The following is a 16,219-nucleotide window of genomic DNA, read 5'->3' as shown; positions in this document are numbered from 1 at the left end:
CGCGGTGGTGCGGCGGGACCGCCCGCCGTCACCGCCGGGGGTAGCGGGCGAGCCAGCCGGGGGCGGAGACGGAGGGGCCGTGGAGGGCGGGGCCCTGGGTCATCTCCAGGGCGAAGTCGTCGGAGAGTTCCAGGATCGTGGCCCGGCCTTCCAGGTCGGCCAGCCAGGCCGCGGGCAGGGCCGTCTCGCCGTGCAGGGCGCCGAGCAGGGCCCCGCAGAGTGCGCCGGTGGCGGTGGAGTCGCCGCCGTGGTTGACGGCCAGGCGCAGCCCGTGCGGGACGTCCTCGGCGACCAGGGCGCAGTACACGGCGACGGCCAGCGCGTCCTCCGCGTCGCGGCCGTCGCCCGGGGACAGGGACTCGACCATCTTCGGGCTGGGTTCGCCCTGGGTGACGGCGGAGACGGCCCGCTGGAGGGCGTCCGTGACCGGCTGGTGGGCCGGGCGGGCGCCGAGCAGGCCCAGGGCGCGCTGGACGGCGGCGTCCAGGGACTCCCCCCGGGTGAGCCCGTGGACGATCACCGCGAGGGCCCCGGAGGACAGGTACGCGGTGGGGTGTCCGTGGCTCTGGGTGGCGCACTCCACGGCGAGCTGGAGGACCAGGGCCGGTTCCCAGCCGACCAGCAGGCCGAAGGGGGCCGAGCGGACGGTGGCCGCGGCGTCCCGGGCGGTGGGGTTCTTCGGCTGGTCCAGGGTGCCGAGGGTCTCGTCGGCGAAGCCCGTCATGCAGGCGCGGTCGGGGCCGCGGCGGGCGTAGAGCCACTCCTCCTGCGCGAGCCAGCCGTTGTCCTTGCGGCGCTCGTCGGGGCCCCAGTCGTGCTGGGTCGCGGCCCAGCGGAGGTAGGCCAGGTGCACGTCGGTCGGCGGGTGCCAGCCGCCGGTGTCCCGGCGCACGTGGGCCCGTATCAGGCCGTCCACGGTGAACAGCGTCAGCTGGGTGGACGCGGTGACCGAGCCCCGGCGGCCGTACGCGGGGGCGAGCTCGGTCAGCCCCGCCAGGCCGTGGGTCTCGCGGATGCCGTCGAGGGAGAGACCGGCGACGGGCGCGCCCAGGGCGTCCCCGATGGCGGAGCCGAGCAGGGTGCCGCGCACCCGGCTGCGGAAGTCCTGCTGCTCGATCCGGCCCCAGAGGGCGGTGCGCACGCTGCCGGTCACGGGCGCCTCCGCCGCGGGCGTGGGTGCGGGCGGGTGCGTGGCCGCTTCCGCGGTGCCCGTACCGGCCGCGGTCGCGGTCCTCATCGTGTCCATGTTGTTCCCCCCAAGCTCTGGCGCGCACTGTAGTGGACACGTTCGGTCGAATTCGGAAGGACCGAGTCACCCCGCCCATAAGTGGCCGGAGAACGGCCGGAATACGAACGGTTCCGGACGCGGTCCCGCTGAATGAGACACGGGTGGCACGTTTTGCCATTGGCCTCGGAGCCGGTTGTTTTCGGCCACGCCTCGTTCATGCGGAGTTATCCGGAGGCCAACAGCCTCAGGGGCATGAAGAAGGCACTGCTCGCCGCGACCGTCGTCGCCTCCACGCTCACCGCGTCCCTGCTCGCGGCCCCCGCCGCCACCGCCGCGGGCCGGGACCTCCCCTGGGGCAACCAGCACCACAGCCAGACCGCCATACCCTTCACCGAGGCCACCGTCACCGCCGGCGCCGACGGCTCGTACACCCTCAAGTGGGACGCCCGCGGCACCCAGCGCGTCGAGATCAGGGCGAACGGCAAGACCGTCGCCAAGGGCGGCGCCCAGGGCCAGGCCGTGGTCAAGGGGCTGCCCGCCGCCGACCGCCAGTGGTTCGACTTCAAGCCGGAGCGCGGCCAGGGCCTGCGCCTCGCCGACCGCCTCGTCAAGCTGGAGGGCGCGGTCAACTTCCGCGACGCCGGCGGCTACCGCACCGCCGACGGCCACTGGGTCAAGATGGGCGAGGTCTACCGCTCCGACGCCCTCGACAAGCTCACGGACAACGACCTCGCCAAGCTCCAGCGGCTGCGCGTCAAGACCGTCTTCGACCTCCGCATGGAGAGCGAGCGCTCCCAGAGCCCCGACCGCGTCCCGGCCGGCGCCACGTACACCGTCGCCGACGTCTTCGCCGGCTCCGGCTCCTTCCAGGCCATGCCGAAGACCCCCGACGAGGCCGTCAAGGCCATGACCGACGCCGAGAAGGCCATGGTCGGCGGCGAGGGAGGCAAGAAGGCGTACGGCCAGGTCTTCGCGGGCGTCCAGCGCGACCGCGACCGCGCCGTCCTCTTCCACTGCACCGCGGGCAAGGACCGCACCGGCTGGTCGAACGCCGCCCTGCTGACCGCCCTCGGCGTCCCGCGCGAGACCGTCACGGCCGACTACCTGGCCAGCAACGACTACCGCAAGGCCGCCAACGACGCGATCCTGTCCCACCTGCCCGCCCAGCAGGCCGCCGTCTACAAGCCGATGCTCGACGTGCGCCCCGAATACCTCAACGCCGGCTACGACGAGGTCAAGGCCGCGTACGGCACCTTCGACCGCTACCTCGACAAGGGGCTCGGCATCGACGCCCGCGAGCTGAAGCAGCTCAAGAAGGACCTCCTCGTCGGCTGACGCCGCACCGAGCCCCACCGAGCCGCGCCGAGCCGCGCCGAGCGGGGCCGTGCCGTGCCGAGCAGCGCTGTGCCACGCCCTGGCACGATGCGCCCGGGCACGGCACCGCTGGGCGCGGCCCCGGCGAGGAACAGGGCCCGGCCGGACTGCCCCTGGCCGGCCCCGCCGCGCCCCCCGGGCGCCCGCCGCCTCAGTCCAGGACCGGCAGCAGCTCCGGCAGGTGCCCGTCCGAGGCCGCCGCCGCCCGCAGGCGCTCCGGCGGAACCTCCCCGTACAGCGTCGTACGGGCCTTCGCCGGCCGCCCGGCCGCCTCCGCGACCGCGACGAGGTCCCGCACCGACTTGTAGGAGCCGTAACCCGACCCCGCCATACGCGAGATGGTCTCCTCCATCAGCGTCCCGCCCAGGTCGTTCGCCCCCGACCGGAGCATCTCCGCCGCGCCCTCCGCGCCCAGCTTCACCCAGCTCGTCTGGATGTTGGTGATGTGCGGGTGCAGCAGGATCCGGGCCATCGCCGTCACCGCCCGGTTGTCGCGGACCGTCGGCCCCGGCCGGGCGATGCCCGCCAGGTACACCGGGGCGTTGGTGTGGATGAACGGGAGCGTCACGAACTCCGTGAAGCCGGCCACGCCCTTGGACAGCGCCGTCTGCTGGATCCGGGCCAGCGTGCGGAAGTGCCCGAGCCAGTGCCTCGGCTGGTCCACGTGCCCGTACATCATGGTCGAGGAGGACCGGATGCCCAGCTCGTGCGCCGTCGTGACCACGTCGATCCAGTCGGCCGTCGGCAGCTTGCCCTTGGTGAGCACCCAGCGGACCTCGTCGTCCAGGATCTCCGCCGCCGTGCCCGGGATCGAGTCCAGCCCGGCCTCCTTGGCCGCCGCGAGCCAGTCCCGTACGGACATCCCCGTGCGCGTGGCCCCGTTGACGACCTCCATCGGGGAGAAGGCGTGCACGTGCATGCCGGGCACCCGCTCCTTCACCGCCCGCGCGATGTCGAAGTACGCCGTCCCGGGCAGGTCCGGGTGGATCCCGCCCTGCATGCAGACCTCGACCGCGCCCACGTCCCACGCCTGCACCGCCCGGTCCGCGACCTGGTCCAGCGAGAGCGTGTACGCGTCCGCGTCCGTACGGCGCTGCGCGAAGGCGCAGAAGCGGCAGCCGGTGTAGCAGACGTTGGTGAAGTTGATGTTCCGCGTGACGATGTACGTGACCTCGTCACCCACCACCGATTTCCGCAGGTCGTCCGCGACCCGGCAGAGCGCGTCCAGCGCCGGTCCGTCCGCGTGCAGCAGGGCCAGGGCCTGGTCGTCGGTGAGCTTCGTCGGATCGTCCGCCGCCTGCGCCAGGGCGGCGCGCACGTCCGTGTCGATCCGCTCCGGCACCATCCCGGGCGCCGCCGCCTCCCTCAGGGCCTCCCAGTCGCCGTAGACGTGGTCGAAGTCCTCGCGCCGGTCGCCCGTACGCCCCTCGGAGTCGATCGTGGCGTGCAGGTCCGTGCGCCCGTACGCGGCGAAGCCCTCGTCGGGCTCCTGCCAGGGCCGGCCCTCCACCGCCGCGGCCTCGTCCGCCAGCCCCGTCGCCGCGTCGGCCAGAGCGCGCACGTGCGGAAGCAGCCGGGGATCCAGCCAGGGCTCGCCGCGCTCCAGGAACTCCGGGTAGATCGTGAGCCGTTCGCGCAGCTCGAACCCGGCGGCGGCCGTCCGCGCGGCCAGCTCCTCGATGTGCGGCCAGGGGCGCTCGGGATTCACGTGGTCGGGAGTCAGCGGCGAGACCCCGCCCCAGTCGTCGATCCCGGCGCCGATGAGCAGCGCGTACTCCTCGTCGACCAGATTCGGCGGAGCCTGGATCCGGGCACTCGGGCCGAGGATGTGACGGGCCACCGCGATGGCGGCGGCCAGCTCCTCCAGCTCCGCATCGGGCATGCCGCGCATCGCGGTGTCCGGCTTGGCCCGGAAGTTCTGGACGATGACTTCCTGGATGCCGTGGTAGCTGCGCTGGATCCGGCGCAGCTCGAAGAAGGCGTCCGCGCGCTCCTCGTAGGACTCCCCGATGCCGATGAGCACCCCGGTCGTGAAGGGGACGTTGGAGCGCCCCGCGTCCTCCAGGACCCGCAGCCGGACGGCCGGCTCCTTGTCCGGGGAACCGTGGTGCGGGCCGCCGGGCTCGGACCACAGGCGGGTGGCGGTGGTCTCCAGCATCATCCCCATCGACGGCGCGACCGGCTTCAGCCGCTGGAGCTCGGACCAGGACAGGACGCCCGGGTTGAGGTGCGGGAGCAGACCCGTCTCCTCCAGGACCCGGATCGCCATGGCGCGCACGTAGGCCAGCGTGTCGTCGTAGCCGTGCGCGTCGAGCCACTCGCGGGCCTCGGGCCAGCGGTCCTCGGGGCGGTCGCCGAGGGTGAACAGGGCTTCCTTGCAGCCCATCGCAGCACCCTTGCGGGCGATGTCGAGGACCTCGTCGGGGGAGAGGTACATGCCGTGGCCGTCACGGCGCAGCTTCCCGGGGACGGTGACGAAGGTGCAGTAGTGGCACTTGTCGCGGCAGAGCCGGGTGAGGGGGATGAACACCTTGCGCGAGTACGTGATGACACCGGGCCTCCCGGCGGCGGCGAGCCCGGAGTCCCGCACCCGTGCGGCGGAGGCGGCGAGGTCCCTGAGGGCCTCGCCGCGCGCCTGGAGGAGCACGGCAGCCTCGGTCGCGTCGAGCGCGACGCCGTCGCGGGCCCGCCGGAGCGCGCGGCGCATCGCGTTGTCGGTCGGAGCGTCACTCGGAGTGGTCATGGCCCGAGCATACGATCCGAGGATCCTGTGACGGGGAGGGTCACCGCATCAGCTCACCGGCGTTGACCAGCAGCGACTGGCCGGTTATCGCCCGCGCCCGGTCGGAGGCGAAGAACACGGCGGCGTCGGCGACGTCCCCGTCCGTGGCGAGGTCGGGCAGCGCCATCCGCTCGGTGAGGCGGGCGCGCACCTCGGCTTCCGGAACGCCCTCGGAGTGGGCGCTGAAGGTCACGAAGGCCTGCACCGGCGGCCCCCACATCCAGCCCGGCAGCACGGTGTTGACCCGGATCCGGTGCGGGCCCAGCTCGCGGGCCATCGAGTACATGGCGGAGGTCAGCGCCCCCTTGGACGCGGCGTACGCGGCCTGCTGCACCTGGGAGGGGCTCGCCACGGCGGACTGGGTCCCGATGATCACCACGGACCCGCCGGCCGCGCCGGACCCGCCGGCCCGCTTCAGCGCGGGGAGGCAGGCCCGGGTCATGCGCAGGGTGCCCAGCAGGTTGACGTCGATGATCTGCTGCCAGGTCCCGAAGTCGGCGTCCTCCAGCCCGCCGAAGTACGAGTCCCAGGCGGCCACGTGCACCACGGCGTCCACCCCGCCGAACCGCTCCACCGCCAGGTCGGCGAGGGCCCCGCACTGGGCCTCGTCGGTGATGTCGGTCGGCAGGTACGCGGTGTGCGCGCCGTCGGGGTCGATCTCCGCGGCGGACTTGGCCAGATTCGCCTCGGTCCGCGCCCCGAGCACGGCATTCCCCCCGTCGCGCACCACGGCGGCGGCCACCTGATGCCCCAGCCCGGCCCCGACCCCGGAGACGATGACGGTCTTCCCTCGCAACAACATGGCACGCCCTCCCGGCCGGGTGCTCCAGATCGGCAGATCTGACGGTGCGTCAGGGTAGGGGGTGGGGGCGGGGATGGGAAGGGGGGTGGGGGCGGGGGCGGGGCGGTCTCGGCGGGGCGGGGGCGGAAGGCCGGCCGGCGGCGCGGGCGGGCCGGCACCCCCGGCGGGGGGTGGGGTGGCGGGGGCGGCGGGGGTGGGGTGGCGGGGCGGTGGCGATGCGGGTGGGGTTCCCCGGTGGGGGTGGGATGGCGGTGCGGTGGAGTTGGCGGGCGGGCTCCTGGCTGGGGGTGGGTGGCTGGGCGGTTCAGTTGGCGGGCGGGCTCCTGGCCCGGGGCGGGTAGCCGGACGGTGGCGGTGTGGGGTGGGGTTGTCCTGCCGGGGACGGAAGACGGAGGGGGGCAACCTTGAGCGGGTTTCCCCAGCCGGCAGCGGAAGGCCGGACAGCGGCGGAGCGGGAAGGCCTTCCCAGCTTGGACGGTCAGCCGGACGGCGGCGTCGCTGGGTGGGTCTCCCCACCGGGGACGGAAAGCCGGGCGGCGGCGGGCGGGTTGGCGGGGTCCGAGTGCCCGGTGTCGGGGAGGGTCTGGGGGCGTCCCGTCAGTCCACTGTCCTTCCGGTTCGGTCCGGTCCCTCAAGGGCGCTCGCTGCGCTCGCGTCGCTTCGCGATGGCCTTCGGCCACCCTTGACCGACCGGCCCGCCCCGGAATGCCATAAGACTGCCGGGAAGCCCCCAGAGGAATGGCCGGGAGGTTCACATCCGGTCCCAGCTCCCTCAGCGATAGACGGGCAGATTCCCCGTTCCCCGCAGCCAGCTTCCCGGTGCCTTCGCAGCCCCGGCCCGATCACGGCCCACGCCTCAGATCGCTACGCGCTTCTCATCCCTCAGCGTCTGCGGCCTGTCTGTGCCTGGACATAAGCCGCCAGCGGTCTGTCCGTCCTTCTCCTCATCTGGCGTCGATCAGCCCGCCATGGGTTGGACATAGGCCGCGAGAGACGGGCGAGGGCCCGTCTTGGTCCAGCGTCTGCGGCCCGTCTGTGCTTGGACATAAGCCGCCCCCGGCCTGTGGGTGCTTCTCCTCATCTGGCGTCGATCAGCTCGTCATGGGTTGGGCGTAGGCCGCGAGAGGCGGGTGCGGGTTCGTTTTGGTTCGGCGTCTGCGGCCTGTTCGTGCCTGGGCATCAGCCACGACAAGCCAGCCCAGGTGTTCCTCGCCAAGTGTGACTCTTCAAGCCCGCAGCTATGGGGCCCTAGCCGTCCATGACGGTCAGACTTTGCTCCTTGACTGCTTCCACCGGCCGTTTCTGGCCCTTGAGGGAGCTGGTTGGTGGTTGGCGGGGGTCTGTCGGAGTCTGCGGGTGATGGATTCATCATTTGGCTCCTCTTGGGCCCGCAGACGCCGAAATCGCCTCCTGTCAGCTCTTCTTGGGCGGTCTGTGGGCCGCGAATGCTGCCCAGCTCCCCGCCAGATCACCTCAAGGGCCAGAGGTCATGGCCGCTCCCCATCCCGGCCGCCGTCGAGAAGCGCATGGCGATTTGTGGCGGTCTGTGTGCGGCCCAAGGCGGGCTGATCGACGCCAGATGAGGAGAAGGACGGACAGGGCCGGGGGCGGCTTATGTCCAAGCACAGGCGGGCCGCAGACGCGATCTGAGGCGGCTTATGTCCAGCCCAAGACGGGTCGCAGACGCTGAGAGATGAGGAGCGCGTAGCGATCTCGGGCGGCTTATGTCCAGCCCATGCCGGCCTGATCGACGCCAGATGGGGAGGAGGACGGACAGGCCGGGGCGGCTTATGTTCAAGCAGAGACAGGCCGCAGACGCTGAGCCAAGAAGGGTCCTTGCCTGTCTCTCGCGGCTTATGTCCAGCCCATGGCGAGCTGATCGACGCCAGATGACGAGAAACGACTGACAGGCCGGGGGCGGCTTATGTCCAGCCCAAGGCGGGGCGCGGACGCTAAGCGGAGAGGAGCGCGTAGCGATCTGATGCGCGGGGCTACCGCCCCGGCCGGAGGGGATCTCGGGGCGTCTTCGGGGGAAACGGGGGGCTGGCCGCGCATCGCTGAGGGAGCTGGGACCGGATGTGAACCTCCCGGCCATTCCTCTGGGGGCTTCCCGGCAGTCTTATGGCATTCCGGGGCGGGCCGGTCGGTCAAGGGTGGCCGAAGGCCATCGCGAAGCGACGCGAGCGCAGCGAGCGCCCTTGAGGGACCGGACCGAACCGGAAGGACAGTGGACTGACGGGACGCCCCCAGCCGCTCTCCGACACCGGGTACTCGGATCCCGGCAACCCGCCCGCCGCCGCCTGGCTTTCCGTCCCCGGTGGGGAGACCCACCCGGCGACGCGGCCGTCCGGCTAAACGTCTCCGCCGGGGAGGGCCGGCCCACCGCCGCCGCCGACTGGTTGCTCGACCCGGCTGGGAAACCCCACCTGACACCGCCGCCGTCCGGCTCTCCGTTCTCGCTGGGAGGGTCGGCCTGCCCTCCCCGCCGTCCGGCTTTCTGTTCTCGCTGGGAGGGTCGGCCTGCCCTCCCCGCCGTCCGGGTTTCTGTTCTCGCTGGGAGGTCGGCCACCCTCCCCGCCGTCCGGCTTTGCGTTCTCGCCGGGAGGGTCGGCCTGCCGGCTCCCGCCCCGCCCCGGCTCTCCGTCTCCGCCCGGCGGCCCGAACCCCCCCCGCCCCGACCCCCGCCCCCCCCGGCGGGGGTCGGCCCCCGTCACACGGCCCGGTTTGCCGCGACCAGTTCCCTGAAGGTTTCCGGGGGGATGGACTCGATGCCGCTGCCCGAGAGGACGTTCAGCTCCTTGCCGTTGATCTCCACCACCGGGGTGCCCTTCTTGCCGCTCTCGTAGAACGCCTGCGAGACCCTGTCCACCCAAGGCATGTACGTCAGCTCCTTGACCGCCTTGTTGAACTCCGGGGTCCGTAGCCCCGGTACCTGGTCCGCTAGGGCCAAGAGGGTGGTCGTCGAGCCGAACTTGTCGTCCGACTCCTTCTGCGGGTGGTTCTCGTAGAGCACCCGGAGGTAGTCCATGAACTTCTCGGGGCTCTCGTTCACCGCCGCGCCCAGCGCGTTCAGGGTGCGCTTGGAGCCCTTGCCGCCCAGGGAGCCGTCCAGGAACGTCGCGAAGTGGTACTCGACCCGGTAGGTCCCCGTCTCCGCCTGCTCCTTGAGGGTCCTGCCCAGGCCCGTCTCCACGCCCGCGCAGTACGGGCAGCGCGGGTCCAGCCAGACCGAGACGACGTCCTTCGCGTCGGCCTTGCCGTACGGGACCACCGCGCCGTCCTTCCCCGCGGTGTTGCCCGGCCGGACGAACGGCCGACCCCCAGCGGCCTCGCCGCCCCCCGACCCCGACCCCGCCGCCCGCGCCGTGTAGATGCCCGCGCCCACCGCCACGCCCAGCACGGCGGTCAGCGCGCCGCCGATGAGGAGGCGGCCGCGCAGCTTCGCGCGGCGGGCCGCCGCCTCGCGTTCCGCGCGGAGCCGCTCCCGGCCCGCCCGGGTCTCGCCGCCCGCCCGGCGCCGCGTGTTCTTCGTACTGGCTGCCATACAAAACAGGCTAAACAGCGAAGACGCTTACAACACCGGGCCATTGGGTTGTTCCGGGCAGGGGCTTAGGTCCCGCGTCCCTCCTGCTGGACGTCCCGTCCGAACGGGCGGCGAAGCCGAGACGAATGGTGCGTCATATCTGCCAGGGCGGCGGCGAGTCGCGTCCGAATACCTGATAGACAGAAGATTCACGGCTCGACCAGCCACACGTCCTGCCGGCCGCCTTGGGGGGATCGCCGCACTGTGAAGCCGCTTCACCGTCATGTAGTCAACACCTCGCGCAAGGTCCTGTGCACGGCCGCGCTCGCGGCCAGCCTGACCACCGCCGCGGTCGTGACCAACACAACGACCGCCGGTGCGGGGGAGTCCGAGCCCACACCGGACAGCCCGCAGGCCACCGACCGCGGCGACGCCCGGCTGGACCTGCCGGAGGACATCGCCGACCCCCAGCCGCCCGCGGCGGCCGGGGCCCCGGAAGGGGCCAGCGGGATACCCGGTACCGCCCTCGACGCCTACAAGCGTTCCGAGGCGGCGGTGGCCGCCGCGCTCCCCAACTGCAAACTGCCCTGGCAGCTGGTGGCCGCGATAGGCCGGGTCGAGTCGGTGCACGCCTCCGGCTACGGCCTCAAGGCCGACGGCTACACCGACCGGCCGATCCGCGGCCCGCGCCTCGACGGCAACGGCTTCGCGGAGATCAAGGACACCGACAAGGGCGTCTGGGACGCGGACACCGAGTACGACCGCGCGATCGGCCCGATGCAGTTCATCCCCTCCACCTGGGCCACGTGGGGCGCCGACGGCAACGGCGACGGCAAGCGCGACCCGAACAACATCTACGACGCGGCGCTGGGCACGGGCCTCTACCTGTGCGCGGGCGACAAGGACCTCTCGGACCCGGCCAAGCTGGACCGGGCGATCCTCAGCTACAACGACTCCCGCGAGTACGTGAACACCGTGCTCGGGTACATGCGCCAGTACCAGGACGGCGGCGTGGCCGAGGTGCCGAACCCGCCCGTCGGGAACTACCCGACCCCGCCCGGGTCGGGGGTCCTGCCGACCCCGCAGCCTCCGGCAGCGAAGCCGCCGGCCGCCAAGCCGCCGACGACGCCTCCCACGAAGCCGCCGACGACCCCGCCCACCACTCCTCCCACCACCCCGCCGACGACCCCGCCCACGAAGCCGCCGACGGAGCCGGAGCAGCCGGCGCCCCGCCTGGCGCGGCTTGAGCTGGTCGGCGGCGCGGAGCTCAAGGCCGAGGCCGGGACGCCGTTCGCGCAGACCACCCAGGTCAAGGCGCTGCTCAGCGACGGCAGTCCGGCGGCCGGCCGGCGCGTGGTGTTCGCGGTCGAGTCGGACGACACCACCGGAGGCACGGGCTTCCAGGGCGGCAAGGAGTCGTCCGCGGTGGCCGTGACGGACGCAAAGGGCATCGCGACCGTCCCCGAGCTCACCGCCGGCCCGAAGGCGGGCACCTTCTCCTTCCGGGCCACGGCGTACGACGTCAAGAGCGAGCTCACCGTGATGCTCAAGGGCACGGTCACGGCGAAGCCGGTGGCGGACCTGCTGGCCCGTACGGACGGCAGTGACAAGCCGCTGGAGGCCGTCGCCGGGGAGAGCTTCAAGGCCGTGACGCTGCTGGCCACCGCCGAGGGCAAGCCGGTCGCCGGTACGAAGGCCACCGCCGGCCTGGTCGTGAAGGACGAGGCCACCGGCAAGTGGGTCCCGGTGGACCCGGCGGCGGCGAAGGGCCCGTACTTCAAGGGCAAGGACGGCGAGAAGCTGACCACCCTGGACCTGGCCCCGACCGGCGCCGACGGCAAGATCGTCCTGCCGGAGCTGTTCACCGCGGACGCTCCCGCGGGTACGTACAGCCTGCGCGTGATCACGGCGGAGAAGGTCGAACTGATCCTCACCCTCAAGATCACCGCGGCCCAGACGACGCCCACGACGCCCACCACGCCCACGACGCCGACGACGCCCACCACGCCGACGTCCCCGGCTCCGAAGCCCGCCTCGGCGGCCAAGCCGTAGCGGCTCCCCGGCCGTACACGCCGCTGCCGCGGTCACCGTCCTCACGGTGGCCGCGGCAGCGGCATTTCAGCGGCGGAACGCGCGGTTTCAGCGGCGGAACGCACGGCATGAAGGGCGCGAAGCGTACGTAAGGCGTGAAAACCATGAAGGGCACAAAAGGCAGGAGCCCCGCCACCTCCGCTCGCACGGAGGAGGCAGGGCTCCTTGGGTACTGCTAATCCAACCGCGATCCGGTCGGCCAGGCGACTAGGCCGGGGTAACGTTCTCCGCCTGCGGGCCCTTCGGACCCTGCGTGACGTCGAAGTTCACCTGCTGGTTCTCCTCCAGGGAGCGGAAGCCAGAGGCGTTGATCGCGGAGTAGTGGACGAAGACATCCGGGCCGCCGCCGTCCTGGGCGATGAAGCCGAAGCCCTTTTCAGCGTTGAACCACTTCACGGTTCCGGTAGCCATGAGCCCTCCTATGGGCCAAAGGGTCGCCCTGCTCCAGAACCTGCTAAGAAGTCTGAAAACTACAAAAGCCTGCGGGTCACATGCTCCGCAGGCCTCGTACTGCAAGGGAAACCAAACTGCAACTTGCGGACGAGCCTAGCACGCACCCTCGGGGCGAGACCAGAGGGAAAGATCACGTCACTCGGACGTTTGAGACCCGCCCGATGGCTGACGAAGTACCGGGGGCTAGTCTCGCGATGTGGACGTCTATCGCAGCCGGCCCCGCGTCGGCCACATCCAGTTCCTGAACTGCCTGCCGCTCTACTGGGGGCTGGCCAGAACCGGCACGCTGCTGGACCTGGAGCTGACCAAGGACACCCCGGAGAAGCTCAGTGAACGCCTCGTCCAGGGAGACCTGGACATCGCCCCGATCACCCTCGTCGAGTTCCTCCGCAACGCCGATCAACTCGTCGCGTTCCCCGACCTCGCGGTCGGCTGCGACGGCCCCGTGATGTCCTGCGTGATCGTCTCCCAGGTGCCGCTGGAGCAGCTGGACGGCGCCCGCGTCGCCCTCGGATCGACCTCCCGTACGTCCGTACGCCTCGCCCAGCTGCTGCTCGCCGAGCAGTACGGAGTGCGGCCCGACTACTACACCTGCCCCCCTGACCTGGGGCTGATGATGCAGGAGGCGGAAGCTGCGGTGCTGATCGGAGACGCCGCGCTGCGCGCCTCGCTCCACGACGCCCCCCGGCTCGGCCTGGCCGTGCACGACCTCGGGGCGATGTGGAAGGAGTGGACCGGACTGCCGTTCGTCTTCGCCGTCTGGGCCGCCCGCAAGGACTACCTGGCCCGTGAGCCCGGCCTCGTCCGGGAGGTCCACGAGGCCTTCCTCGCCTCCCGGGACGTCTCCCTGGAGGAGGTCGCCAAGGTCGCCGAGCAGGCGGCCCGCTGGGAGGCCTTCGACGCCGGGCTGCTGGAGCGGTACTTCACCACGCTCGACTTCCGCTTCGGTGCGGAGCAACTGGCCGGCGTACGGGAATTCGCGCGCCGTACCGGTTCGGCATCGGGGTACGCGGCGGATGTCACGGTGGAGCTCCTCGCGGCGGCCGTGGCGGACCATTGACGCGGTTTATGCCCTGAGAGAACTCGGGCTCCCGAGAGGGCCCGGGGATCCCCCGCGAGTTCCGCATCCCGGAAAGGGGAATCTTCCGTTTCCCGGGAATTCGTTCCCCTTTCGCATTCCCGTCCCACTGGACGGGAATGCGGGCGGGGCACACGATGAAGGAAGAGGAAGAGGAAGGGGAGGGGGAGGGAGCCCGGAGGGGGACGGCTCTCCCCGGCGGCCGCGATCGTTCTCCATGCCAGGGGGCCATCGGAGCTTCGCCATGACCACGCGCAAGGTCGGCCCTGACATCACCGTCCTGGGAGACGCCCTCGAAGTGCCCGGGGTCGGTTTCCTCCCCGTCAACGCCTACGTCCTGCACGCCCAGGAGCCGGTCGTCGTGGACACCGGTCTCGGGCTGCCCGACCGGGACTTCCTGGAGGTGCTGGGCGCCGCGATCGATCCGGTCGACGTGCGGTGGATCTGGCTGACCCACCCCGACCGGGACCACACCGGAGGGCTGTTCGCCCTGCTGGAGGCCGCCCCGAAGGCGCGGCTCGTGACGACGTTCCTGGCCGTCGGGATCATGTCCACCGAGCGTCCGCTGCCCCTGGACCGGGTCTTCCTGCTCAACCCGGGGCAGTCCCTGGACGTCGGGGACCGGACCCTCGCCGCGTTCCGGCCGCCGCTCTTCGACAACCCGGCGACCGTGGGCTTCTACGACGACCGCTCGGGGGCCTGTTTCACTTCCGACTGCTTCGGTGCGCCCATGCCGGGCTTCGAGCTCGCGGCCGGCGGCGAGGCCGGGGCGGTGGACGCCGAGGAGCTGCGGGCAGCCCAGCTGCTGTGGGCCTCGGTGGACAGCCCGTGGGTGCACGTCGTGGACCGGGACAGGTACCTCGCCACGGTGCGGCCGATCCGGGAGATGGAGCCGCGGACCGTGGTCTCCACCCACCTGCCGCCGGCCACCGGGATCACCGGCCGGATGGCCGACACGGTGAGCCTCGCGGCGGGGATCGACCCCTTCACCGGGCCGGACCAGGAGGCCCTGGAGCGGATGCTCGCCGGTTTCGAGCCCGCCGGAACGGCCCCGGCCGGTCGGTGACACCCCTAAGGTGCTGGTTGACCTGAAACGATCGAGGAACTCGGGGGAGGGGGCGCGATGCAGCCGCTCGAAGCGGGCGAACCGCGGACCATCGGCGCGTACCGGCTGCTCGGCCGTCTCGGCGCGGGCGGCATGGGCCGGGTCTACCTGGGGCGCAGCGCGGGCGGCCGGACCGTCGCCGTGAAGATCGTGCACCCGCATTTCGCCGCCGACGAGGAGTTCCGGGCCCGGTTCCGGCGTGAGGTCGCGGCCGCGCGGCGGGTGGGCGGGGAGTGGACCGCGCCGGTGCTGGACGCGGATCCGGAGGCGCCGGTGCCGTGGGTGGCGACCGGGTACGTGGCGGGTCCCTCGCTGGACCGGGCGGTGGCCTCGTACGGGCCGCTGCCCGAGGCTTCGGTGCGGGGGGTCGGGGAGGGGCTGGCCCGGGCGCTGGTGGCGGTGCACGGGCTGGGGCTCGTACACCGGGACGTGAAGCCGTCGAACGTGATGCTGACGCTGGACTCGCCGCGGCTGATCGACTTTGGGATCGCGCGGGCCACGGACGGCACGGCCTCGCTGACCTCCACCGGGGTGTCCGTGGGTTCTCCGGGTTACATGTCGCCGGAGCAGATCCTGGGCAAGGGGATCACCGGGGCCGCGGACGTGTTCTCCCTCGGCGCGGTGCTGGCCTTCGCGGCGACGGGGCGGCCTCCGTTCACCGGTGACAACTCCGCGACGCTCCTCTACAAGGTGGTCCACGAGCCGCCGGAGCTCGACGCGGTCCCGCCCGGGGCCCTGCGGGACCTGATCGAGGCCTGCCTGGCCAAGTCGGCCGCCGGCCGGCCGGCTCCGGAGGCGGTCGCGGCGGCGCTGGAGGGGTCCCTGCGCGTGCGGGGGTGGCTGCCGGCGCCGCTGGTGGAGGAGGCCAGCCGCGCGGCGGTGGCCCTGCTGGACCTGGAGGGGGCGGCTCCGGAGAGCCCGTCGGGGCCGGTGCCGTTCACGACTCCCTCGTACGGAGGCCGGTCCGCGGCCGGGGGCTTCGGGGCGCCCGACCCCTCGTACGGGAGCCCGGTGGTGTCCCCGTACGGCCCCTACGGTTCCCCCGAGGAGGGCTCGGGCGCCGTGCCCGGCCCCCGGACGGCGCCGGAGTCCGACGGGCACCGGGTGACGGTCCGTGCGGCGGGGCGGCGGTTCAGCTGCACCGTGGTCCTCGCGGCGGCCGCCGTGCTGGCGGTGCTCTCCGGCGGGCTGTACGGCCTGGACCTGCTGCCGGGTCAGGGGAAGGGCCGGGACGTGGCGAGCAGCCCCCCGCCCGCCTCGACGCGTCCGTCCGGCTCGGCGGATGCGACCGGGCCCACGGCGAGCGGGCCCACCGCGAGCGGCGGTGCTTCGCAGCCGCCCAAGGGGACCCGTACCGACGTCCCCAAGGAGCTCACCGGCACGTGGAAGGGGACGGTCACCACCGCACGCATGGGGGTGGCCAGCGAGTTCGAGATCACGATCAAGGGCGGGAAGGTGGGCGAGGTCGTCGGCCGGGACAAGTCGGTCCTGCCCCTCCTGGGCACCGACTGCAGCGGTGACTGGAAGCTGGCCTCGGCCACCGACCGTTCCCTGGTCCTCGACACCTCGGGCGGGTCCAACCCCGCGCCGGGCGTCTGCTCCAACGGCTCCGCCGACGAGCGCTTCACGCTGAACGCGAACGGAACGCTCCATTACAAGTCCGGCGACGGACCGGCCGGAAACCCCGAGGGCGATCTGACCCGCAGCCCCTGAACGGCCGCGGCAACCCCTGGCGTACGCTGGATCGGTCCGGACCCTTGACACACCGCCGAAAGGTGACGCA

Annotated in this window: 10 protein-coding genes; 5 read left to right on the top strand and 5 right to left on the bottom strand. The window is 72.4% G+C overall.

Annotation, left to right across the window (positions count from 1 at the left end; genetic code table 11):
• Positions 1 to 28: 28 nt before the first annotated feature.
• Entirely contained in the window at positions 29 to 1,237 is a 1,209-nt protein-coding gene (locus ACZ4TG_RS34960) for an ADP-ribosylglycohydrolase family protein (protein ID WP_468171289.1), read from the bottom strand.
• A gap of 243 nt (positions 1,238 to 1,480) precedes the next feature.
• On the opposite strand from ACZ4TG_RS34960, the gene ACZ4TG_RS34955 reads away from it, so the two are divergent.
• Positions 1,481 to 2,563 carry a tyrosine-protein phosphatase gene (locus ACZ4TG_RS34955; RefSeq protein ID WP_468171286.1) on the top strand — a complete coding sequence of 361 codons (1,083 nt, stop codon included), beginning with the start codon at positions 1,481 to 1,483 and terminating at the stop codon, positions 2,561 to 2,563.
• A 190-nt stretch (positions 2,564 to 2,753) separates the two neighbouring features.
• Here the strand turns inward: ACZ4TG_RS34955 and ACZ4TG_RS34950 are convergent, their stop codons facing one another.
• The 3 genes from ACZ4TG_RS34950 to ACZ4TG_RS34940 form a co-directional block, all read right to left on the bottom strand.
• The gene (locus ACZ4TG_RS34950) at positions 2,754 to 5,345 is read right to left on the bottom strand and encodes a bifunctional FO biosynthesis protein CofGH (RefSeq protein ID WP_468171283.1); all 2,592 of its coding nucleotides are present in this window, start codon (positions 5,343 to 5,345) and stop codon (positions 2,754 to 2,756) included.
• Between the two features lie 40 nt (positions 5,346 to 5,385).
• Positions 5,386 to 6,186 (bottom strand): SDR family oxidoreductase, encoded by an 801-nt coding sequence (locus ACZ4TG_RS34945; RefSeq protein WP_468171280.1) that lies wholly within the window; start codon positions 6,184 to 6,186, stop codon positions 5,386 to 5,388.
• A gap of 2,710 nt (positions 6,187 to 8,896) precedes the next feature.
• The gene (locus ACZ4TG_RS34940) at positions 8,897 to 9,730 is read right to left on the bottom strand and encodes a thioredoxin domain-containing protein (RefSeq protein ID WP_468171277.1); all 834 of its coding nucleotides are present in this window, start codon (positions 9,728 to 9,730) and stop codon (positions 8,897 to 8,899) included.
• A gap of 243 nt (positions 9,731 to 9,973) precedes the next feature.
• On the opposite strand from ACZ4TG_RS34940, the gene ACZ4TG_RS34935 reads away from it, so the two are divergent.
• Complete coding sequence (locus tag ACZ4TG_RS34935; protein ID WP_468171274.1) at positions 9,974 to 11,761, top strand: lytic transglycosylase domain-containing protein; 1,788 nt, start codon at positions 9,974 to 9,976, stop codon at positions 11,759 to 11,761.
• Positions 11,762 to 12,007: 246 nt separating this feature from the next.
• Here ACZ4TG_RS34935 and ACZ4TG_RS34930 read toward each other — a convergent pair whose 3' ends face one another.
• The gene (locus ACZ4TG_RS34930) at positions 12,008 to 12,211 is read right to left on the bottom strand and encodes a cold-shock protein (protein WP_007265804.1); all 204 of its coding nucleotides are present in this window, start codon (positions 12,209 to 12,211) and stop codon (positions 12,008 to 12,010) included.
• 238 nt (positions 12,212 to 12,449) lie between these two features.
• On the opposite strand from ACZ4TG_RS34930, the gene ACZ4TG_RS34925 reads away from it, so the two are divergent.
• The 3 genes from ACZ4TG_RS34925 to ACZ4TG_RS34915 all read left to right on the top strand — a co-directional run bounded on the left by ACZ4TG_RS34925 (position 12,450) and on the right by ACZ4TG_RS34915 (position 16,149).
• Positions 12,450 to 13,313 carry a menaquinone biosynthetic enzyme MqnA/MqnD family protein gene (locus tag ACZ4TG_RS34925; RefSeq protein WP_468171271.1) on the top strand — a complete coding sequence of 288 codons (864 nt, stop codon included), beginning with the start codon at positions 12,450 to 12,452 and terminating at the stop codon, positions 13,311 to 13,313.
• 262 nt (positions 13,314 to 13,575) lie between these two features.
• A complete protein-coding gene (locus ACZ4TG_RS34920; protein ID WP_468171268.1) occupies positions 13,576 to 14,397 on the top strand; it encodes an MBL fold metallo-hydrolase in 822 nt (273 codons plus the stop codon).
• A gap of 57 nt (positions 14,398 to 14,454) precedes the next feature.
• Positions 14,455 to 16,149, top strand: a complete 1,695-nt coding sequence (locus ACZ4TG_RS34915; protein ID WP_468171265.1) for a serine/threonine-protein kinase — start codon at positions 14,455 to 14,457, stop codon at positions 16,147 to 16,149.
• Positions 16,150 to 16,219 lie beyond the last annotated feature (70 nt).

The organism is Streptomyces sp. NPDC028314 (genome assembly GCF_055565795.1).
The sequence above is the reverse complement of the archived record's forward strand: the minus strand, read 5'-3'. Positions and strand labels throughout refer to the sequence as shown.